The sequence below is a fragment of the Treponema sp. OMZ 790 genome (genome assembly GCF_024181285.1).
Classification (GTDB): domain Bacteria; phylum Spirochaetota; class Spirochaetia; order Treponematales; family Treponemataceae; genus Treponema_B.
In genome coordinates this window covers 470622-492872 of record NZ_CP051201.1, presented here as the reverse complement: position 1 = coordinate 492872, position 22251 = coordinate 470622, and the positions used below count along the sequence as shown (strand labels likewise).

Sequence of the window (22251 nt, the reverse complement as noted above, 5' to 3'; positions counted from 1 at the left end):
ATCCGGCCTATGATAATAGACAATAAATACACCGTCCGTCATAGGATCCTAACAGGAAACATAGACGGAAAATGCAGGGCTACGCCCATGGAATTTGCTCTTTTAGTTCAGGAATTGGCAGCAGGGCATTACAGTACAACGGGGCTTTCTATCCCTCACTTACAAAGAATGGGAATGACCTGGGTTATAACAAAACAACATTTTGAAATTGCCGAATATCCCCTTTGGATGGATGATCTAATCGTTCAGACTTGGGCACAGCCGTCTAAGGGCTTTTTTTGCTTTAGGGACTGTGCCTTCTTTTATGCCAAAAACGGAAAAAAAACTTCCATTGATGAGGCCTTTGAAGAAAAATTCCGTATTGAAGAAGGGAGAGAAAAGAACTTATCCATCGAAGAAGAATTTAAAGAGCTTAAAAAGCCTATTTTTAGGGCAAGCTCATGTTGGGTAATATTGAACGCTGAAACGGGACAGCCTGTAAAGCCTGACGAAAAAACTATGAGAAATTTAAGTTTCAATGATGAACATCTTGAAGGTAAGGTATTTGCAAAGATTCCCCTACCCGAAAAATGGGATATCGAAGAAAATTTCTGCCCCACCCTCTTGGATATAGATATGAATTCCCATGTAAACAATTTGAACTATATAAGGTGGATTCTTTCATACATGGATGCGGACTTTTGCAAGGGAAAACTATTAAAAACCCTTGATACCAACTTCATTTCGTCTGCCATGTATGGTGAAGAGCTTATATGCAGATCAAGCCTTTCTAAAAACGTCTGTATTCACTCCATAGTGAGGGCCAAAGACGGAAGCGAGGTTTTCAAAGCCCGTTCCGAATGGGCTGACGAAAAAGAACTTGCACGTGAACTAAAAGTAAAAGGCTAAAATAAACTGTGCAATCTGAACATTTGAAAAAAAGCCGCATAAATTATGCGGCTTTTTACTTAAACTAAATTTATTTTACCAAACCGAAACGAGCTCTGGGAAAAAGAATCAAATTTACTGTTCCCAACATCCTCGAAGAATGAATATAGCGGGGGGCCACATTTGTTACAAACATCATCGACATGGGATCATCCTTGTTTAGGGCTTCCAAGTGGTATTGATACTCGTGCCTCATATCAGTGGAATTAAAGCGGTTATCCCCCATCATAAAGTAGCAATTTTCGGGGATGTACTCTTCTTCCCCCTTAGGAAATTCATCCATGTTTCTTTGAGATGACAAGGCCAAATAGTAGAGGTACTCGCCAAGCTCGTTTATAATAGCTTGACGCTCCGCATCAGAAGAAAAAGCTGCCTCGCTAACATTTGCTTTATAAAGCTCTGCGTTTCGTACAAGGAGCTTTCCAAAACTAAGCTTAATAATAACATTGAGCCGGGCATTTCTCATCTCATACAGATTAAAGGAATTTTTTTCGGCAGATTTTTTCCATGAGGTTAAAAAATTTTCAAACCACATAAGTCCGCCGTCAGTCGTCAAAATCTTTGAAGCTATTGCCTCGTTATCGCGGGCCATTTGGGTAACAAGATATTGGGCCTTGTTTAAAAAGTCCTTGGCCGAAAAGACCTTATCGGGCTTAGATTTTATTTCCTTCATCTTTTTAACAAGGGTAAGAGCTTCTTTTTCTGCCTCATCAAAATTTACCCTTGCCCTCCAAGCTTCCACCGATTGAAGCCTGTTTAGGTCTTGGGTATTCATTTTTACGTCTTTTACATATTTTAAACTGGATTGAGGAAGTTTGGATAGATCCCAAACGGCGTAGGCACTTTCATCAAAGGCCTTAAAATCCTTTTCGCCGGCTTTTTTTATATAAAGAACTCCGTCTACAAGCATTAACTTTTCTCCGCCCACACCCACGATTCTTTTAACTAAGGGATCGGCCTTTATTCTTCCACTTTCATCCTTGTTAATATTTACCATAGTTAGAGTCAGGTACTGAACCAGTTGAGAGGTAAAAAATTTAAGCTCGTTATTCGGATCATCTTCATAATGAGGATTCCTGATTATGACTACATCTCCCCTCTTATAATTATAAATTTGAGGAAAACGGAACGATGAAAGAGGAAAGGTCGGCCCCGAAGCAGCCTTAAAACCTGCAACCCTGTCTCCTACCATAAACTGCTGAACCATGGATTCTGACGGGATAACATAGAGCTGCAAAACGAAAACGCTGAAAAGTAGTACTATACAGGCAGCCTGTAAAATTGCGTCAGCCCAGTCAAAGACTTCCGATATGACGGAACGCTTCTTTTTAGGGATTTCGGGCAATTCGGGAAAGTACTTGGATAATCTTTTATCTTTTAATCTAAATAAAATGACCCTATTGTAAATAACCAGTATTATCCAATGAAAAGCTAATATTGCATCAAAGATAGTTCTATCTTGCCCGGATTGAACGGCCCTCGATATAATAAAACAGGCCATAAAAACGTAAGGCACATATTCCATACTCTTCCGCATTATGAGCATTGACCTTACAGTCTTTTTTTTGAAAAAGGAATAAGTACAAAAGGCAGTCCATAGCGAAAAGGCTGAACCTAAAAGCAAGGCCGCTGCAGCAAGACCTGAGCCGTTTGTTACAATCAATAAAATTGAAAATAATAGACTTAAAACCGATTCTGAGTAAAAAAGAACTGACATGAAAACTCCTAGTAATTCCTATATTAACTAACGGATAAACAAAATAAGGACCGATAGGCAACAGAGTATATCATTTTTTTGTACTGCTGTCAAACCTATTTACAGATTCTCTATTTCTTCTCGGCTTAAGCCCGTAGCTTGAATTATTTTCTGAACAGAATCACCCAATTGTCTTAATATCTTTGCTGTTTCAATTTTTGTTTGATAAGCACCATCAGCAAAACCTTGAACCATACCCGCATGGAGGGCATCCATTTCCAAGGCTGAAATAAAACGGTATTCGCTTCGAGCTTGTTCGGTATTTTTTATTTTCTCTATCATCTTTTCTATCCTCCCTGTAAACTCTGTTGTTACCTTACCTGTTTTTACGTATTCCAAAAACCCGCTTAAGTTTTTGTCTTTTTCTTTTTCAAATGCATTTGCATTTATTATAATCTTTTTTGTTCCATCATTCAAAAATATTTGTCTGTCTTCAATACATATATTTTCAAATGTATAAACAGATTTATCTTTCCCTATTGAATCAAAAAGACACAGAAAGATTATATAGCTGTCGTTGAGATCGCTATAGTGCTCTCCTTTATCCAAAAATAGAATATCTAATGCCGCCTGATAGTAGCGCATTCTCTTAGGAATATTATGCTCATTTACAGCCTGCATTTCAATATCATAAGACTTTCCTGTCTCATCTTTTACCAGAATATCGAGACGTATGGATTTTGCTTCCAAACCGGTGATTATTGCATTTTGAGATGACATATATGCAATTTTTCCGATTTTATCTGAAAGAGTCATTTCCAGAAAAGTTTTACACAGATCTTCATTTTGCATTATTTTACAAAACATAAAATCATCTGCAATTGTTAAATCGTCAAAATTTTTACGCACTTTTATCGCCTCCTTATAATTGGATTATAACACAGAATATATTATTCTTCAATTGTCAGCTGTATCAAGTGTTTAGGATGGTTGAAAACTTAGCCTATAGATTTTTTTAAGCAAAAGCGGTACAATAATTTTTTTGGAGAAGTAATTATGAAGATGACGCAGATGTACATGCCTACCTTGAGAGAAATCCCGAATGAGGCTGTTGTTGAAAGCCATAAGCTGCTTTTGAGGGCAGGAATGATAAGAAATTTGGCCAACGGGCTTTTTGCCTATCTTCCCCTCGGCTTAAAGGCCTTTAGAAAGGTCGAAAAAATTATCCGCGAAGAAATGGATGCGATAGGCTGTCTCGAATTTAAGCCTCCCGTAATTGTTCCGGGTGAAATTTGGCAGGAATCGGGAAGATGGGATTCCATGGGGCCTGAACTTTTGCGCATCAAAAACCGGTTAGACCAAGAGTTGGTAGTAAGCCCCACGGCCGAAGAAGCCTTTACAACTCTTTTAAAGAACGAATTATCCTCTTACAAAAACTATCCGGTCTTAACCTATCAGATAAACACAAAATACCGAGATGAGATCAGGCCTCGCTACGGGCTTATGAGAACCCGCGAATTTACGATGAAAGACGCTTATTCTTTCCATACAAATGATGAAAGCTTAGACGAAGCTTATCTCAGCTTTGAAAAGGCCTATGTAAAGATTTTTAAGCGCTGCGGTCTTACGGTAATAGGCGTAAAGGCCGATTCGGGCGCTATGGGAGGAAGCGGCTCGCAGGAGTTTATGGTAGAATCTTCCGTAGGAGACGACACCCTCCTTATCTGCCCTTCTTGCGGGTACGCAGCAAACGAAGAAAAGGCCGCCTGCGCACCCGACAAGGAGCAAGGTTCGGCTTCGGCAAATAATATAGAAGAAATCGATACACCCAACGTAAAAACGATAGAAGAACTTGCAGCCTTTTTAAAAACGGAAAGTTCTTCCTTTATAAAAACCTTGATTTACCGCGTAGAAAATTCCGAAGTTCTCGATAATGCGGAAAACGGTAAAAAACGTGCGAAAAACGCAGAGCAAGAAGCTCTTTTAATTGCCGTCTGCATAAGAGGAGACTTGGAGGTTAATGAAGCAAAATTAAAATCTTCCCTTAAAGCCTCGGAAGCAATCCTTGCAAGCGATGCCGAAGTCGAAGAAGCAACAGGAACGGTTGCAGGCTTTGCAGGCCCCGTGGGCTTAAAAAACATTCCCGTAATCGCCGATGAAAGCGTTATGCTAATGCACGATGCGGTAACCGGAGCCTTAACAAAGGACAAACACCTCATCCATGTGGAGCCTTCAAGAGATTTTACCCCCGCTCATGTCTTTGACCTCCGCACGGTAAGAGAAGGAGATAAGTGCTCCGTCTGCGGCACTCCTCTTTACACTAAAAAAGGCAACGAGCTAGGCCATATCTTTAAGCTGGGCTATAAGTATACCAAGTCGATGAATATGACCTACCTCGATGAAAACGGAAAACAGCAGCATCCCTCGATGGGCTGCTACGGCATAGGGCTTGACCGCCTTACAGCCTCCATCGTTGAAGAACACCACGATGAGGACGGAATAATCTGGCCCATGAGCGTTGCTCCCTTTCAGGTTGCAATAGTTCCCATTAAATACGAGGGCGAAATGCAAAAGGAAGCCGACCACCTCTATGACGAGTGCAAAAAAAGAGGAATTGAAGTTCTCTTAGACGACCGAAAAGAAAGAACCGGCGTTAAATTTAAGGATATGGATCTCATAGGCATCCCGATAAGGCTCGTAGTCGGCGAAAAAAATCTTCCCAATATCGAATTTAAGCTGAGAAGCAGTTCAGAAAACAGCTTAGTCAATAAGGATGAAGTGATGGATTTGGTGGAAAAAACCGTAAAAGAAGAACTTGCAAAATTAAGCTAGAGGCTTTTTAATATGAAAAAGATTTTAAGTTTAAAGTTTTTAGTTTTTTTTCTCATGACGGCAGCAGCTTTTAACCTCACCGCCGAAAAAAAATCTGCATGGGAAGGAACGGAATCAGGGGATTATGTTATATACCAAGACCTTTCATGGAAGGAACCCGCTTGGGCAGGTTTTTTATATTACAACGATAATACGATAGGCAGTTTCCTATACACCTCAAACGGAAAAGTCTTTGCAAAGGTTCTTTTTAGCGGAGAAATTTCAGATGGAGAATTCGTAATCACAGGCCAAAACAATATTTCGGGAGTCAACACTGACCCGGCCTACACCTATGCGGTAAACTACCTTATGGGAATGCTCCCAAAACTCTACTCGTGGAAAGCACAAAAATTAACTCAAAGCCTTGTAATAAAAACCGGTTCAAAAACCGTTAATGAGGAACAATTCGGCGGAGAGTGTGAAGTAAGAGTCAACTCCTACATACCGCTTTTTCACATAAAAGACATTTCGGATTCTCAAAAAAATAGGGTCTTTCAGTTGGCTGAGATGGGAACAGTAAAAGACGAAAAAATTTTCTTTGAGTTTAAACCGATAAAAGAAGCACAACCCGGTAAATCCGAATTCGTTTTAAATTCAAAGGCAAAAAAAGAAGAACGGATTGTTGATGATGTCAAACTTTTTTTGGACAGCCAATGGAAGCAGATAGCAGATAATACCTTTTTAATGGGAAATGAAGCCTTTTTAAATGTAAACACAATAAACTTAAAAACAATCCCCGATGCAAAAGGAAAAGAAGAAGATTTTTTGATAAAATATTTTTCGTCCTCAGGAAAAGCATCCAAAATTATTGCAAGTCATACGGACATCCGAGGTGCAAAACAAAAGTTCAATATCATAAACAAAGTCTACGATATTGAAACAAAAAGCTTAAAATATGATATTAAGCTGATAATAAAAAGAAAAAATTCAAAATATACGGTGGTAAGTCTAACAGTCGATAATTTTGCATATGAAAAATACAAAGATTATTTTGACGGTTTATTTTAAAATTTATGGAGGCTCAAGATGCAGCAAACTTTAATGGAATATATTAAAGATTATTTACCTGAAATTGCAAAACACACGATGGATAATCAGGAGGTAACGCCTGAAAACGTATTACAAAAAGGTAATCCTGCCCTATCCAAAATTCTTGACAGGATTGTAGATGAACTCACCCTCGAGAATTCGGAGTTCAGACATCCGGAACACTTGGAAGAATTTTTGGATGAGGTAAACAAGGGTAAAAAAGGAATAATTCTTGCAGAACATTACAGCAATTTGGACTACCCTGCTTTTATGCATTTAATGAAAAAAACGGGACCGAAAGGAACAGAACTTGCCGAAAAGTGCATAGCAATGGCCGGTTTAAAACTGGGTGAAGACAATCCCTATGTTGCAGCCTTTGCAGGAGGCTATGACCGCATTTATATCTATCCGAGCCGTTCGATACAATCCATTAAGGATCAAAAAGTATTGGATGAAGAATTAAAACGGAGCAAGGCCATAAATTTGGCTTCCATGCGGGCTCTGGAAAAAGCAAAAGAAGAAGGCAGGGTTGTCATGGTTTACCCGGCAGGAACCCGATACCGCCCCGGAAGGCCCGAAACAAAAAAAGGTGTAAAAGAGATAGATTCCTACATAAAAATGTCAGACATAATGCTTTTGGTATCTGCCAACGGAAACTGTCTGCGCATTTCCGATTCCGGAGACATGACAGAAGACACGGTTTGGAAGGATAGGCTAATCTTTGATGCAAGCCCCGTAATCAGCTGTGAAGAATTTAGAGAAAAAGTAAAGGCAGAACATGAAGGCCTCACAGGTATAGATAAAAAACAGGCTGTAGTCGATAGGGTAATGGCAGAACTTGAAAAGATGCACGAAGCAAACGAAATCGGCAGACTGAATTAGGAGAAAATTGTGACACATACGTTTTATGTTGAGGTAAGAAGCTACGAGCTTGATGCTTATAATCATGTAAACAATGCAGTTTACCTAAATTATCTGGAACATGCCAGAATGCAGTTTTTAAAAAAGATAGGGTTTGATTATGTTGGAATGATCGAAGAAGGATACATGCTTTATGTATCCCACATAGATATTAAATACAAACATTCGGCAAAACTTTACGATAAACTGGCCATCGAAGTTACTCACGTTGAACTCGGCAAGGTTTCCGGTTCCTTTTTACAAGTCGTAAAAAATGAAGCCGGACAGGTTTGCGCCGAAGCTAAGGTAACATGGGCCTGTGTCGACAGCACCGGCCGTCCCGTTAAAATACCCGAAAAATATTTAGTTCCCGGCTTAAAACCATAAAATAATTTATATTTTTATTGACTTAATTTAAGCACTGTATTATATTCTATTCCGACTTTAAAAATTTACCTTAAGGAGGGTTAATATGAAGTCTATTTTAAAAATTTGTTTGTTTTTTATCGCATTTTCCTCTTTAAACGTCTTTGCGATGGGAGCAAAAGATATGCCGGATAACGGTAAAAAAAATGTTGCCGTTACCTTCGATGCGATGAAGGAACTTACCCAGGCTGTTGCCGGAGATAAGGTTAATATTTCGGTAATTATACCGCCCGGAATGGAAGCCCACGATTTTGAACCCAAGGCAAAAGACCTTGCCTTTTTGTCAAAGGCCGACATCTTAGTATACAATGGTTTAGGTATGGAGTTTTGGCTTGAAGATGCCGTAAAAGCAGTCAACAATAAAAAACTGATTATGGTTGAAGCAAGCGCAGGTATTGAACCGATCAAATCCGGACACCATCACCATGATGAACACGGAGAAGATTGCGACTGCGAAGCCTGTGCAGGAGAGCACGAACACGGCAAGGGTCATGAGCACTGTCATCACGGGGAATTCGATCCTCATACTTGGCTCAGCCTGTCCTCGGCAAAAATTATGGTTAAAAATATAGAAAATGCTTTAAGCAAGGCCGATCCCGAAAATGCAAAAATCTATAACGAAAATGCAAATAAATACATTGCCGAGCTTGATACACTTTTAAAAGAATACATCGAAAAATTTTCTAAAGTTAAAAATAAGCATTTTGTAACGGGACATGCAGCCTTCGGCTATCTTTGCCGAGACTTTAACTTGGAACAAAATTCGGTAACCGATATTTTTAACGATAATGAACCTAATGCAAAAGAACTTGTAAAATTGGTAGAATATTGCAAGAAACACAATGTAAAAGCCATATTTACTGAAGAAACGGCAAGTCCTCTCGTTTCAAAAACTCTTGCAACGGAAGTAAAGGCCAAGGTCGAAAAAATTTACACAATTGAAAGCCCTGAAGACAATATGAGTTATCTTGAACGCATGAAAACAAATTTAATGCGTATCTATGAAAATTTAAAATAAAAGCTTTAAGAAAAAAAGCCGAGCGGTCTTTAAATTAAAAAAAGACCGCCTCATCCTGCTATTGGAGAATAAATGAGCCGTTACTTTAAAAATATATTCCGAATTAAAAGCACCTTTGCCCTAATGTTCTTATCTTTTTTTTGTATATTTTTATCTGTTTGCAGAATTTTTATCGCAGAAAACTATTTTTTACTTTTTTTAGTCTGGAATTTATTTTTAGCCTTTGTTCCTTGGTTAATTTCTTCTATTTTATACCTGTCAAAAAATATAAACAAAGCTGTTTTTATATTTTTTGCCGCCTTCTGGCTTTTGTTTTTTCCGAACGCTCTTTATATAGTAACCGATTTTATCCATTTAAAGACCGCAGCCTCAACAATGCGCTGGTATGACCTGATTCTTCTTTTTTCATATAGTTTTACCGGACTTTTCTACGGATTTATAAGTCTGGATTTTATCGAAACAAAGATTAAAAATCTTTTTAAGTTAAAATACCCTCAAATTTTTTCGATAATTGTTATCTATCTTTCAGCCTTCGGCATCTATCTCGGCCGTTTTTTACGCCGGAACTCCTGGGATGTGGTAACAAATTTAAACTCCATCCTTTCAGACCTTTTTTTACCCATAAAAAATCCCTTTATCCATGCCCGCACCTGGGCCTTTATCCTATTACTGGGAACGCTTTTTAATTTGCTTTACATATCATACAAGAGTTTTGACGAAAAGAAAATTTAGATTTTTACGGTTATTTCACTTGACAATTCCAATACTTGTGTTACAATTAAAGTAAGAGGGAGATGTGAGTATCCGCTCTTAGGCGGTTCAAAGCACAACTCCCATAAGGGGCATGACTTCATGCCCCTTTTTCTAATTCTTTAATTCAGCGAGATAGGCCGTCAAGAACTTCCATACACGCTCCACAGAAGCGATTTCCATGTGTTCGTTAGGCGTGTGAACATCATGAAGGTTGGGGCCGAAGCTGACAGCGTCGACATTGGGGAGGGTCTTCTTTAAAAGGCCGCATTCAAGCCCTGCATGTATTGCCGTAATAACGGGCTCCTTTCCGTTAAGTTTTTTATAAACATTAACTGCCGCATCGCGTACAGGCGAATCGGGGCTGTACTCCCAAGCGGGATATTCCGAAGCTTTTTTAAATTCCGCCCCGCAGCGTTCAGCTAAAATTTTAAGGACATCCACAATTTCGTCAAGGGCGCTCTTTACACTGCTTCGTACAGAGGTCGTAAATTTGATTCTTCCGTCGATCGCTTCCAAAACGCCGTTATTTAAACTTGTTTGAACAAGCCCGGGGATCTCCATACTCATGTATTGAACACCGTTGGGGATACCGGCCATAAAGTCTATAATGTTTAGGGTAAGTTCTTTTGTAAACATTTGGCCGGAAGGATTTTGAGCTTCGGCGGCGGTAAGACTTAAAAGTTTATCCACGGCTCTGTACTCGCTCTTAAAATCGGCAGCCGTTTTTTCGACAATCTTCAAAACGGCATCCGTATTTTCAACTGCTATTACTGCATAGGCATCCTTTGCAATTGCATTGTGCTTTGAGCCGCCTGAAATTTCTACAATATTGATTTTTTCGTTTTGTTTGATGTTGTACAAAACACGGCCCAAGAGCTTGATTGAGTTTGCCCTCTGCTTGTTTATCTCGATACCTGAGTGCCCTCCGAGAAGACCTCCAACGGTAATTTTTAAGAATTTACCATTTGCGGCTTCCTTCTTTATATCGAAAAAGACATGAATATTGGCTCCTCCTGCACAGCTTACCAAAAATACGCCTTCTTCTTCGGAGTCGATATTTAAAAGGCGTGTTCCTTGAAGATGCTCATCGGTAAGGGCCATCGCACCTCCCATTCCTGTTTCTTCTTCAGTTGTAATTAATACTTCAAGAGGCGGATGGGGAATATCCTTTGAATCTAGAACGGTAAGAGCGTAGGCTACGGCTATACCGTCGTCTCCGCCGAGAGTGGTCTTATCGGCATAGAGCATTCCGTCTTTTACAACGAATTTAATCGGGTCTTTTAAAAAGTCGTGGTTTGAAGAAGTATCTTTTTCGCAGACCATGTCCATGTGTCCCTGAATAATAACCGTCGGAGATTTTTCATATCCGGCAGTTCCGCTCTTCTTTATGATAACGTTCATAGCCTTATCTTGATGTACTTCAAGATTTCTATCTTTTGCAAATTTTACAAGAAAATCGCTGATAGCTCTTTCATTTCCCGAACCTCTCGGTACCTGAGATATCTCGTAGAACCATTTAAATACTTCTTTAGGTTCGGTGTTTTGCAATGGGTTCATTTTTGCCTCCAAATTATTTATGTTTTAGGCTATGAGTATACCAGCTATTACAAATTTAGTAAAGCCCAGTTTTTAAAAGAATTTTTCATCCAGCCGGCTACATCCATTCCGTAAACGGCTTGTAAAATTTCTCCGGTTAAAACCGCTTCTTTTTTTCCGAATGAGGCTATCTTTCCGTCCTTTAAAAAAAGGAGCTTATCGGCAAATTGAAGGGCTAGGTTTATATCGTGAAAGACTCCGATTACGGCCTTGTTTTCCGTTTTATAGATATCTTTTAAAAAATAAATCAGCTCGGTTTGATTTTTTAAGTCCAGATGATTTGTAGGCTCATCCAAAAGAATAATCTCAGGCTCTTGGGCAAGGGTTCGTGCAAGATAGACCCGCTGAAGTTGACCGCCTGAAAGTTCATCTATTTTCTTTTCGCGCAAATTCCAAACATCTACAGCCCTTAAACATTTTTCGACATAGGCCCTATCCTTTTTTGAAAAAGAACGGAAAGACGAGTTTTCAAGGCGGGCATAGCGTCCCATCATAACTGTATCGTAAATGGAATATGAAAAATATATCGAAGAAACTTGACTTAGAACAGCTATTTTTTTTGCTATATCTATACGTTTCATATTTTTTAAATTTTTACCGTCTAAAAGAATTTCGCCCGAATAATCGATAAGACCTGCAAGGCTTTTTAAGAGAGTCGTTTTTCCGCAGCCGTTGGGTCCTAAAATGCAAAGGCTCTCACCCCTTAAAACCGAAAAAGAGATACCCTTTAAAACGGGAGTCTTTGAATATCCTGCATAAAGCGATTTTGCTTCTATCAGAGGATGCTCCATAGAAGTTAAGCCCTCCTCCGGCCTTTAAAGTAGACGTAGCAAAAAAACGGGGCACCTGCGAGGGCGGTAATTGCTCCGACCGGAAGCTCTTGGGGCGACAAAATTGTTCTTGCAATCATGTCGCAGAGCACCATACCTGTGCCTCCTACGCAAAAGGACATGGGTATAACCATCTTATGCCTTGATCCGAAGAATTTGCGCACAAGGTGGGGAGCTATCAAATCGATAAAACCGATTATGCCCGCAAAGGAAATTACGGCCCCCGTAAGGGAAGAAGCCAAAAACAAAAGACTCCATTTAATCTTTTTTGTATTGACGCCCATGGTTCCGGCCTGTTCCTCTCCGAAGGTAAGAAGATCCATCTCGTGCGAAAAAAGGCTAAGAATCAGGGTTATGCCCGCACAGATAGGCAGAAGCACATTAAAGTTTTTTATGTTTTGGCTTGCAAAGCTCCCCATCTGCCAAAATATGAGCCTGGCCATTCCGTCCCTGTTAAGGGCGATTATAATGGTTATAATTCCGTTTATAAAAAGAGAAAAAACTATACCGGCTAAGATAATCGTCGAGTTTTCAAAATTCCTATCAACCAGGGCTGCAAATTTAACCGAAGCGTAGACCGTAAAAAGACCCGAAATAGTTCCTGCAAGGGGAAGGGTAAATGCCGGTATCAGAGGTAGATGGAACCCCGTCAAAATTACCAGAGCGGCTCCGAGGGCAGCCCCCGACGAAACGCCCATGGTGTAAGAAGAAGCCAAGGGGTTTTTTAAAATGCTTTGCATGACTGCACCGCTTACCGCCAATGCTCCGCCTGCCAAAAATCCTACCAGAACCCTGGGCAGTCTCACATTCCAGACTATTGCAATAAAAGTTTCTTGAATACTTAAAATTTCTTTTTGAGCTATTTTTGAAAGGATGATTTTAATGATATCTTGGGGCGGAACAAAGACCGAGCCTATTCCAATCCCCAAGATGAGAACAAGAATGCAGACCGTTATAAAACCTGCAAGCTTGAATTGAATTTTCATTATTTGTAAATTTCGGGATAGACGGCTTTAGCCATTTCTTTTAAGGCCTTAATAATGTTGTGGTTAGGCCTTGATGAGGAATTATTATCAACAGCAAAAACCTGTTTACCCTTTACAGCCTTAAGAGTCCCCCAGCCCGGCCTAGCCATTATTTCATCGATTGGGTTAGGTATATAGCTTACATTGGTTAAAATGATATCGGGATCTTTCGATAAGACCATTTCATCAGAAACGGCTATCCAGCTTTTTTGATCGGCAAGAATATTTTTTGCTCCTATAATTTCAATCATCTCATGAATGAAGGTTCCGGTTCCCAGACTGTACATATAGGGTGCGGCTCCGATTTCAAAGTAAACCTTTTTCTTTTTGTCTTCGGCAATGGAAGCGCCCTTCTTCCGGATAGCTTCAATTTCTTTTTTCATGTTTGAAATAATTTTTGCTCCCATTCCTTCTTGTTTTACAACAGCAGCAATGTATGCAATATCAAGATAGATAGCTTCTATGCTTGAAGAAGAAGGAATGCTTATAACACAAATACCTGCATCAATTAAGGGCGAAAAAGGAGTGTTTCCCTTTGCATTTGACATACCCGAAATAAAAACTACATCCGGCTTTAAGGCGATGAGTTTTTCGGCATCGGGTTTCATCATATCAAAATAGGGAATATCTTGTTTTAAAAGCCCGTCCTTTTGCGTGTTGGTGTCTCCCGCAATAATCTTATCGGTAAGGCCCAAGTCGATTAGAATTTCGGTAGCAGACGGAGCCATCGAAATAATTCTTTCTACCTTTTCAGGTATTACAATGGGAATTCCGGCCCTATCCGCATTTAAATCAATCGAGGGAAGATTTGACTCTTTTGCTCCTCCTGCAAAAACCATGGTACCGGCAGCCAAAAGCAAGCTCAGCACAAAGAAGATTTTCTTAACGTTTTTCATATTGTCCTCCTAATTTAAAAATAAACTCAAAGATAAACAGAGAAGCACTATTTGTGTATCTCTGTTTATCGAAACTCTTAAAAAAGTGAGGCAAAATAAATCTCACTTTTTATTGGTTACACAAAACAACTTATTTTCGATTGGCTAAGGCAACGATTCGGTTCATCTCGTTATTGATGATCATGTAGCCTTCGTCAACACCCATACCGGGTTTTGCAAGCTGCTGGGCAGCACCGGCTGCAACAGAGCAGTTTACGATAACTTCGGCCGAGCGGTTGGTTTCGTTACATGTACCTCCGCAATAGGCTCCTACTCCCTTTTCCTTGCAGTAAAGAATGGCTTCGATTGTGTTGTTAATTCCTCCGAGATCAGGGGTCTTAATCTGAATCATGTGGCCTGCGCGGTTATCGGCAAAGTACTGAATGTCTTCGAGGGTGTTGCACCATTCATCGGCAACAAGCTCTACATTTACGCCGTTATCGTCAAGGCTCTTTGTAAGAGCTGCAAGCACCTGCATCTGTTTTTCTCTGTCGCCCATATCCATGGGGCCTTCGATTCTTAATTTGAAAGGAGAAGCAGCTTCTTCCAAGGTTTTAAGATAGGCTGTCATCTTGGGAACATCGTTATTTGTAAAGTCTCCGATTGTGCCGTATACGTCAATATGGAAGATGGGATTGTAGTCCTTACAAGTCCTCATGGTTTCTACTCTTGTTTTGAGCCACTTAACATATTCCAAAAGTTTTTCGCCGTTTTTACCGGTTTTTTCTTCAACATTGTTAAATAGACCGTGGGGGAGAACTTCAGCCTGCTTGATAATCATCTTATCGGCATTTAAATAGCGGTCGTCGCCCGACTGAGTGAAGATCGGGATTCTCTTTATTTGACAGCCGGTCTTGTATTCGTCTACAACAACTTCAGCCATCGTTATGTGCCGGGCCTTTGCAACTGCATCGAGAATAGCCTGAGAAATACCGTAGCGGAGAGCCGTGTGCATTCTCTTTCCGTTTACCTTATGCTCTTCAAAGGTTTTTGCCATTTCTCTAAAATTGGTAATCTCTTTTCCTACAAAGAGGGGCTTTATGTCCTTTTCGATTACGGGAATAAAGTCCTTTGCCAAAAAGAGGGGATCGCGTCCGCCTGCTCCGGAATACTGTACAGCAGCACAGTCACCGTATGCGACCTGACCGTCTTCAAGAACAAACATAACGGAAATAGCCTCACCTGCCTGTCTGATTGAGGTAAAGCCCTCGGTTACGGGTTTTCCGGTATAGAAAAATCCGTCATGACCTGCGCCCATCTTGATAGCCTTTTGGTCATCAAAATAGAATCCTGTTTTTCCTTCTGCGCAAACAACATCAACAATTTTCATCTTTAATACTCCTTATAACACGATAACATGGAGACTTGTATTTCAAGTCGAAGTGTTTATCAAAACTCCTATAAAAAGTCTTTTGAAGGATTATCAGAGCCTTATGGCTCTGTTCTGCAAGGAAATTTTTCATCGTATCCGCTAAAGCGGATAGCGAATCAAATCCTGAAAAAGACTTTTTTCAAAGTAGTTTTGCTTATGCAAAACTACATATAAACAATGCGATGTTTGCCTGAAAGGCAAACTCTTCAGATAAACAGTGAGGCAGATGTGCCGAACTGTTTATCAAAACTCCTAATATAATTTTAGTGTTTAGCGGGTCTTCCTACGAGAACACCGGAACTTACGGCATAAACATCATCAACCGACATCTGGAAGTCAACGGCCCTGTTGTCGGCCTTAGCCCTCTCTTCAAGTTTACTCCTGTTAAAGTCGAGAATATCCTTTGTGAAGGGAAGATTTCCCGGCATGAGGTAGCGGATACATCCGTCATTGTCGCGGGCAGGCATTACCTTTCCGGCATTGTACTGAGAAGGCGCAAATGGAATGTCGATTACTCCGGCTTCAAAGGCCTTGATAGTGCCTTCAACCAAGTCACCGCCTCCTATCTCATAGACCCTGTCCATAATACACTTTGTTTCAGCCTTGATAAGTTCAATTTCTTGAGCGAGAATTTTTGAATCGGGATAGCGCTGGCCCTTTAAGAGGTTTAGAACCATCTTGGTTGCCTTGATGCCTCCTGCATTGGCTTCCTTGGTAGGAATACCGAAAGCTTCATGCGGTGTTTTGACGATTACCTTTGTTGCTCCTGAAAGAGCAGCTGTTGTGCTTCCCAAAGAAATAAGACCGTAAGCCCTGGACTCGTCTGCAGGGAAGCCTCCCATCCATTGATGGAAAACGGTGGTGATGCACATGTCTTTGTAGCCGAACTTTTTCATATAGTCTTTGGTAATTTCTCTTAAAGAAATTACGGCAGCAACGTCCTGCGTCATGTTTCCGCACATACCGTAGCCTACAGTGATGCTTTTGACGCCCTGCTCTGCTGCAAGCAAGGCTTCAATAACGCCTACTGCAATGGCAACAGAGGGAGGAACGAGGGTTCCTGTAAGAGGGCCGAAGGGTTCTCTGTTTAGGTGGACTCCGTTTTCTTCATAAAAACCTACAAGACGGTCGGCATATTGCCAGCACATAATACTGTGTTCGATTGAAACGGCCTTTGCGTAGGGAACGTTATAGCTTATTCCTCCGCCTTCGTTGGAGGTGTAGCCTCCTGCGTGGATAATCTCTGAAAGTAGACGGGCATCGGGGGTTCCGTGTCTTGCCTGCAAGGGAAGGTTTACGGCTTCCAAAACTTGGCGGCAGGGTCCCACTCCCCAGTTTACGACAGGGAAACCGTTCATTAAAGAGCGGCCGGCCCTCTTTGAAGCCTCAATACCGGCCTCACCCTCTTCATATCTATTTTGGCGCGTATAAGCGTCAATGGTACTCGGTAAAAAGTCGGCACCGCCCTCATCCTGTAAAAACTTTAATAAGTTGATGTGTTCGTCCAATAGGGGAACACCTGCACGAGGCTGCGCCGTAGTAATGCCTTCTTTATCAGCTTGTTCAAGTTTGATTGCAAAATTCTTTTCAGGCGGGATTTTCTTTAGATAATCGATAGACTCTTTTAAGTCAACATCCTTTCCCGTGGGCCATGTTTGGAGAATCTCTTCTCTCATCTCCATAAACTCTCCCTCAGGGATTTTTTTATTCTTCCATCTCATACTCTTGCTCCTAAAGTATAGTGGTGCTATTTTATCACAAAGAAGTATTCAGCTTCAAGTGGGGGAAGAGGTTATAACCGAAACACACAAAATAAAAGAAATAAAGATGAGAGCTTATGTCCTCGAATTTTTTAATAAATACATGCTCAAACCGAAAAAAATCAAAATAGGTGTCCAAGCTCCTGCAAGCGGAGATATGTATTCCCATTTTGCACTCAGCATGGTAACCATTTCGGTAACATAAAACAAGGTTGCTATTCCTAAACTAAACAAGATACTCATCAACAGAATATTCTTTTTAAATTTGCCGCCGAGTGAAATCGAAAAAAACAGTACTATAAAAATAGTAAACGGAAACGAAAAACGTCTGTGATATTTTGAAAGAGCTTCATAATACGGAAGACCGTTTTTTTTAAGATTTGCAATAAATGCTTGAGCTTCAGAAATTCTCATTTCATCAACGGAACTCAAATTTTTTTGAAAGTTTGAAGGCGGCTCCGAAAGGATTATATCATCCGGAATATAATTTAGCCGGCTTACAAGATTTTTTTCATTGAAACCGTAAACTTCAACATCATCCGTTCTCCAACGGTCATTCTCCCAAACCATATAGGAGCTTTTGATGATAAACGACAAATTTCCATCTTCATCACGAATTATTATATAAGCATTTGAAAGGGTTTGTGCTTCAGCATTAAAATAATCGGCCGTGTACACAATTTTTCCGAGTTCGGATAAAATTACCAAATCCTGAGTATCTAAGCTTTCTTCTTCTTGTAAAAGTTTTTTTGAAAGCTTTGTTTTTTCATAAAAATATTTTATAACGATATAGTCTTCAAAAAAAATCATTCCTACAGAAAAGAAAAATCCCAAAACCAAAAGAGGAAGAGTAAAGCGGCCCAAAGATATTCCTGCAGAAAAAATAGATGTTAGTTCATTCCGCGCATATAAGTTTCCCATAGTATATGAGCCGGCAAACAAAATAGCCAGAGGCACGGAGTAAGCAATACATTTCGGAATATAAAGCCACATAACTTTTACAATGTCCTTAAACTTTGCTCCGTTTTGAAGATAGGCCACTATGTTGGCAAATAAATCTCCCAGCTGTAAAAGCAATATAAAAAAAAGCATTGCAACAACGAAGGTGGGTATAAAAAGTCTAAGTAAATATCTTTGAATCAATTTCATTTAAAAACCCTTCTTATTGCAAGCACTGCCGTACAAATCACCAATAGAACATTTGGGAACCACATTACAAGAGCTCCGTTGATATCTATCCCGGACTCAAGGCAGAGCATTTGTCCGCCTATCAAAAAGGCCCAATAAGCCACGGAAATTAAAAGGCCCACTATAAAGCCGGTGCTTTGATCATAGGTTTTTCCCGATCTGCTTATCGCAAAAGCCAAGAGTACAAAAAAGAAGGCGCCGAAGGGAACTGAAAATTTACGATGCAGTTCCATAATATATATATTTAAAAGACGCGGACTTGTATCCCCTGCTTCTTTTTTTTGCCTTATATCCTTTATAAGATCATACGAGGTCATCTTATCCGGACCTGAACTTGAAATAAATTTAGGGGCAACATCCTTTGCAAGCACATTGTAGGTTATACTTTCTCCGTATACAACATCGAATTTGGAAGGTTCATTTAAATCCAAATTTACAAGGCGGGGATTAAGCATTTCAAGCTGCATAATAATCGATATATCGTTGGATTTTTTTACATTGGTTTGGGATGCGGACAAAAATCTTTTTGCTCCGCGTTGACTTGAATCGATTATCAATAGATCATGGATGGAGTTGTCTTTTATTAGACCTGAAACAACTATAGAATTATCGTTCCGTTTTACCGTGTAAGACTCCAGTTCAAGAGCCGGAGTCGAAGAAGCTATATTGTATAAAATCTCATTAAATCTTATGGTTCCGCGGGGAATTAAAATATCGTTGGTTATAAACGAACCTACCGAAACCAAAACTCCAAGAGCAAAAATAGGAATCAAAATAAAAGAAGTGGAAACCCCTAAGGCATTCATTGAAATAAATTCGTAATCGGCTGAAAACCGGCCCAAGCACATCAAGGTTCCAATCAAGGCAGCATAAGGAGCTGTTGTTGCTATAATGAATGGGAGAGAATAAAACAAGAGAAGCAAAACATCCTTTAGAGGTGCTTTTTTTGATAATATTTCTTCAGCCATTAAAAGAATTTGATTTACAAAAAAAATAAAAAAGAAAAATAAAAAAGAAACTATAAAATACAAAAGGAGTTCTTTAAAAACATAGACAAAGATTGTTTTATGATTAAATGATGGGCATTTCATAAGCTTAAGCTCTTTTTAATCATGCTATTCCCGTAGAGCCGTACCCCCCTGCTCCGCGCTCCGTATTGGATAATTCATCTTTTTGAACAAAATCCGCTTGAATGGCTTGAGCAATAACGGCCTGTGCAATGCGGTCTCCGTTTTCTATCTTAAAATCTTCAGCGCCGAAATTGATTAAAAGCACGGCTAATTCTCCCCTGTAGTCCGAGTCTACCGTACCGGGAGTGTTTAGGACGGTAACACCGTATTTTAGAGCAAGCCCGGAACGCGGCCTCACTTGAAGCTCAATTCCTTTAGGCAGTTCAACCGAAAGACCTGTAGGAATTAAGCATCTTTGCATGGGTTTTAAGATAATGGGTTCTTCGATAAGGGCTCGCAAATCCGCTCCTGCAGATCCGCTCGTTTTGTATTCGGGTAAAACTGCCCCATCTTTTAATTTTGTAAAAACTTCCACCTATCTTTTCTCCCCATTTTAAGATATTTTGCTTGCGAGCTTAAAGCCCGCAAGTTTTAGTTCACGGGTCAGTTACCGCTTGTTCTTATTTGGAACGCTCCTCAAGAGCATCAACATAAGAAAGGTTGAGCCTTCCGAGTTTGTCGATTTCCAAAAGCGTGACAGGGATTTCTTGTCCTTCTTTAAGCACATCCGAGACCTTTTCTACTCTGGAACGTGAAAGCTTCGAAATATGGCAAAGTCCTTCTTTTCCGGGAAGGATTTCGACGAAGGCTCCGAAGTCCATAATCTTTTTTACGGTTCCATCATAGATCATTCCGACTTCGGGATCGCTTGTAATACCCTTGACGATGAGCTTTGCACCCTTAAGATCCGAAGTTCCGTCCTTGCCGTAAATGGTTACTGTTCCGTCATTTTCGGTATTGATTGTTACGTTATACTTATCGGAAATAGCTTTTACGTTCTTTCCGCCGGGGCCGATTAAAGCGCCGATCTTGTCTTCGGGGATGGTCATCATCTCAACCCTTGGAGCATATTGGGAAAGCTCTGCATTGGGAGCTGAAATACACTGATTCATGATTCCGAGAATGTGCATTCGGCCTTCTTTGGCTTGAGCAAGGGCATTTTTCATAATTTCAGGAGAAACACCTGCAATCTTTATGTCCATCTGGAAGCCCGTAATTCCGTCAGCCGTACCTGCGACCTTAAAGTCCATGTCGCCTAGGTGGTCTTCTTCTCCGAGAATGTCGGAAAGAATGGCGTAGCGGTCGTTTCCCTCGGTGATAAGGCCCATGGCAATACCTGCAACGGGTTTTTTCATGGGAACGCCAGCATGAAGCATGGAGAGGGTTCCCGAACATACGGTAGCCATCGAAGAAGATCCGTTCGATTCCAAAACCTCAGAAACTACACGTACAGTATAGGGGAATTTTTCCCTTTCGGGAACCATCGGATATAGGGAGCGGTGGGCAAGGTTGCCGTGTCCGATTTCTCTTCTTCCTGTTCCGAGCCTTCCTACCTCTCCTACCGAGAAGGGCGGGAAGTTATAGTGAAGGATAAAGTTTTCTCTTCTGTCGCCTTCGATATCGTCGTATATTTGCTCATCAAAAACCGTTCCGATTGTTACGACACCCAAGGACTGGGTTTCGCCTCGAGTAAAGACTGCCGAGCCGTGGGGACGGGGAAGAACTCCGATTTCGCAGGTTATGGGACGGATGTCCTTAGTTCCTCTTCCGTCAACGCGCAAGCCCTTGTCCAAGATGTTTGTTCTTAAAATATTATATTCCATCTCTTCGAAGAGGGCGTTAAAAAGTTTAAGCTGAATTTCGTCTTCAAGCTGTTCGGCATATTTTTCGGCCAATTCTTTTTTTACCTTGTCCGATTCTTCGCGACGCTCCATCTTTGTGGAAAGATAGAGGGTTTTGCTTAAGCGGGGGAAGGCTTCGTCATAAATGGCCTGTTTGTTTTCAAGCTCAGCTTCGAGGGGAACGAGTGGAAGTTTTTCTTTCCCTGCAAGTTCGCGCAAGTCTTCCTGCATCTTGCAAAGGGCCTTGATCATTTCATGGGCCTTTTCCAAGGCTGTGAGCATAACCTCTTCTGAAACCTCGTTGGCGCCGCCTTCGACCATGGTAATGCCTTCCTTTGTTCCGGCAACTACAATTTCCATATCGGCAGTTTCAATTTGGCTAAAGGTCGGGTTTATAATGTATTCGCCGTTTTTATAGGCAACACGTGCAGCTGCAACAGGGCCGTCAAAGGGGATGTCCGAAATATGAACAGCCGCAGAGCTTGCAATAACTGCAAGGATGTCAGGCGGATTTATCATATCGGTAGAAATGCAGGTCGGAACCAGCTGAATCTCTCTTCCGAATTCTTTTTTAAACAAGGGGCGCATGGGCCTGTCTATAAGGCGGGATACAAGGATTTCTTTGTCCTTGGGTCTACCCTCCCTCTTTATAAAGCCGCCGGGGATTTTTCCGGCTGCATAATATTTTTCGTTATAGTCAACCGTTAGGGGGACATAGTCTAAACCTTCCTGAGCCTGTCCCGAGGCACAGATTGTAGCTAAAATTGCGGAACCGGCATATTCCGCATAAATAGAACCGTTGGCTTGTTTTGCCAAATAACCGGTTTCTAAAATTAAATCATGTTCGCCGATCTTATAAGTTACTCTTTTTTTCATGTTCTTCTCTTTTGTTAAAATTACAAGTACGGCCTCTAAAAACTGAAGTTTTTAGAGGGTTTCCTTAGATATTTTGCGATGTTTTTCATAAGTCAACAGATTATGAGCTCATGAAAAACTCGTCGGTAAGCTCTAAAAATCTAACAAAGTTTTTAGAGCTTACCATGTACAAGGAAAAGTCATCAGACAAACTGCCCT

Annotated in this window: 19 protein-coding genes; 7 read left to right on the top strand and 12 right to left on the bottom strand. The window is 40.6% G+C overall.

Translation table 11 applies throughout. The features are described from left to right. Positions 1-9 precede the first annotated feature (9 nt). A complete protein-coding gene (locus E4O01_RS02305; protein ID WP_253693987.1) occupies positions 10-888 on the top strand; it encodes an acyl-[acyl-carrier-protein] thioesterase in 879 nt (292 codons plus the stop codon). Positions 889-958: 70 nt separating this feature from the next. On the opposite strand, the gene E4O01_RS02300 is transcribed toward E4O01_RS02305, so the two are convergent. Together E4O01_RS02300 and E4O01_RS02295 are read right to left on the bottom strand one after the other, a co-directional pair. Beyond that, a complete protein-coding gene (locus E4O01_RS02300; RefSeq protein ID WP_253693984.1) occupies positions 959-2644 on the bottom strand; it encodes a S26 family signal peptidase in 1686 nt (561 codons plus the stop codon). 99 nt (positions 2645-2743) lie between these two features. Continuing rightward, positions 2744-3532, bottom strand: a complete 789-nt coding sequence (locus tag E4O01_RS02295; protein ID WP_253693981.1) for an Rpn family recombination-promoting nuclease/putative transposase — start codon at positions 3530-3532, stop codon at positions 2744-2746. A 147-nt stretch (positions 3533-3679) separates the two neighbouring features. On the opposite strand from E4O01_RS02295, the gene E4O01_RS02290 reads away from it, so the two are divergent. The 6 genes from E4O01_RS02290 (at position 3680) to E4O01_RS02265 (ending at position 9599) form a co-directional block, all read left to right on the top strand. Then, positions 3680-5455, top strand: a complete 1776-nt coding sequence (locus tag E4O01_RS02290) for a proline--tRNA ligase (RefSeq protein WP_253693979.1) — start codon at positions 3680-3682, stop codon at positions 5453-5455. Between the two features lie 12 nt (positions 5456-5467). Then, positions 5468-6502, top strand: a complete 1035-nt coding sequence (locus tag E4O01_RS02285) for a DUF7954 domain-containing protein (RefSeq protein ID WP_253693976.1) — start codon at positions 5468-5470, stop codon at positions 6500-6502. 18 nt (positions 6503-6520) lie between these two features. After that, positions 6521-7405, top strand: a complete 885-nt coding sequence (locus tag E4O01_RS02280; protein ID WP_253693974.1) for a 1-acyl-sn-glycerol-3-phosphate acyltransferase — start codon at positions 6521-6523, stop codon at positions 7403-7405. 9 nt (positions 7406-7414) lie between these two features. After that, positions 7415-7810 carry an acyl-CoA thioesterase gene (locus tag E4O01_RS02275; RefSeq protein ID WP_253693971.1) on the top strand — a complete coding sequence of 132 codons (396 nt, stop codon included), beginning with the start codon at positions 7415-7417 and terminating at the stop codon, positions 7808-7810. An 85-nt stretch (positions 7811-7895) separates the two neighbouring features. Continuing rightward, on the top strand, positions 7896-8867 hold the full coding sequence (locus E4O01_RS02270; RefSeq protein WP_253693969.1) for a metal ABC transporter substrate-binding protein: 972 nt from the start codon (positions 7896-7898) through the stop codon (positions 8865-8867). Positions 8868-8939: 72 nt separating this feature from the next. Continuing rightward, positions 8940-9599 carry a DUF1361 domain-containing protein gene (locus E4O01_RS02265; protein ID WP_253693966.1) on the top strand — a complete coding sequence of 220 codons (660 nt, stop codon included), beginning with the start codon at positions 8940-8942 and terminating at the stop codon, positions 9597-9599. A gap of 132 nt (positions 9600-9731) precedes the next feature. On the opposite strand, the gene E4O01_RS02260 is transcribed toward E4O01_RS02265, so the two are convergent. The 10 genes from E4O01_RS02260 to pnp all read right to left on the bottom strand — a co-directional run bounded on the left by E4O01_RS02260 (position 9732) and on the right by pnp (position 22053). Further along, complete coding sequence (locus tag E4O01_RS02260) at positions 9732-11177, bottom strand: aminoacyl-histidine dipeptidase (RefSeq protein ID WP_253693963.1); 1446 nt, start codon at positions 11175-11177, stop codon at positions 9732-9734. A 47-nt stretch (positions 11178-11224) separates the two neighbouring features. Beyond that, complete coding sequence (locus E4O01_RS02255) at positions 11225-12007, bottom strand: ABC transporter ATP-binding protein (protein WP_253693961.1); 783 nt, start codon at positions 12005-12007, stop codon at positions 11225-11227. 5 nt (positions 12008-12012) lie between these two features. After that, complete coding sequence (locus tag E4O01_RS02250; RefSeq protein ID WP_253693958.1) at positions 12013-13032, bottom strand: FecCD family ABC transporter permease; 1020 nt, start codon at positions 13030-13032, stop codon at positions 12013-12015. Beyond that, complete coding sequence (locus E4O01_RS02245; protein ID WP_253693955.1) at positions 13032-13967, bottom strand: ABC transporter substrate-binding protein; 936 nt, start codon at positions 13965-13967, stop codon at positions 13032-13034. Before E4O01_RS02245 ends, E4O01_RS02250 begins: the two co-directional genes overlap by 1 nt. A gap of 130 nt (positions 13968-14097) precedes the next feature. Next, positions 14098-15336, bottom strand: coding sequence for a methylaspartate ammonia-lyase (locus E4O01_RS02240; RefSeq protein WP_253693952.1), 1239 nt, complete (start codon positions 15334-15336; stop codon positions 14098-14100). 305 nt (positions 15337-15641) lie between these two features. Beyond that, positions 15642-17099, bottom strand: coding sequence for a methylaspartate mutase subunit E (locus E4O01_RS02235; protein ID WP_253693950.1), 1458 nt, complete (start codon positions 17097-17099; stop codon positions 15642-15644). A gap of 114 nt (positions 17100-17213) precedes the next feature. After that, positions 17214-18287 (bottom strand): LptF/LptG family permease, encoded by a 1074-nt coding sequence (locus E4O01_RS02230; RefSeq protein ID WP_253693947.1) that lies wholly within the window; start codon positions 18285-18287, stop codon positions 17214-17216. After that, positions 18284-19417, bottom strand: a complete 1134-nt coding sequence (locus E4O01_RS02225) for an LptF/LptG family permease (RefSeq protein WP_253693945.1) — start codon at positions 19415-19417, stop codon at positions 18284-18286. Before E4O01_RS02225 ends, E4O01_RS02230 begins: the two co-directional genes overlap by 4 nt. A gap of 19 nt (positions 19418-19436) precedes the next feature. Further along, complete coding sequence (gene dut / locus E4O01_RS02220) at positions 19437-19871, bottom strand: dUTP diphosphatase (protein ID WP_253693941.1); 435 nt, start codon at positions 19869-19871, stop codon at positions 19437-19439. 85 nt (positions 19872-19956) lie between these two features. Next, on the bottom strand, positions 19957-22053 hold the full coding sequence (gene pnp / locus E4O01_RS02215) for a polyribonucleotide nucleotidyltransferase (protein ID WP_253693939.1): 2097 nt from the start codon (positions 22051-22053) through the stop codon (positions 19957-19959). Positions 22054-22251 lie beyond the last annotated feature (198 nt).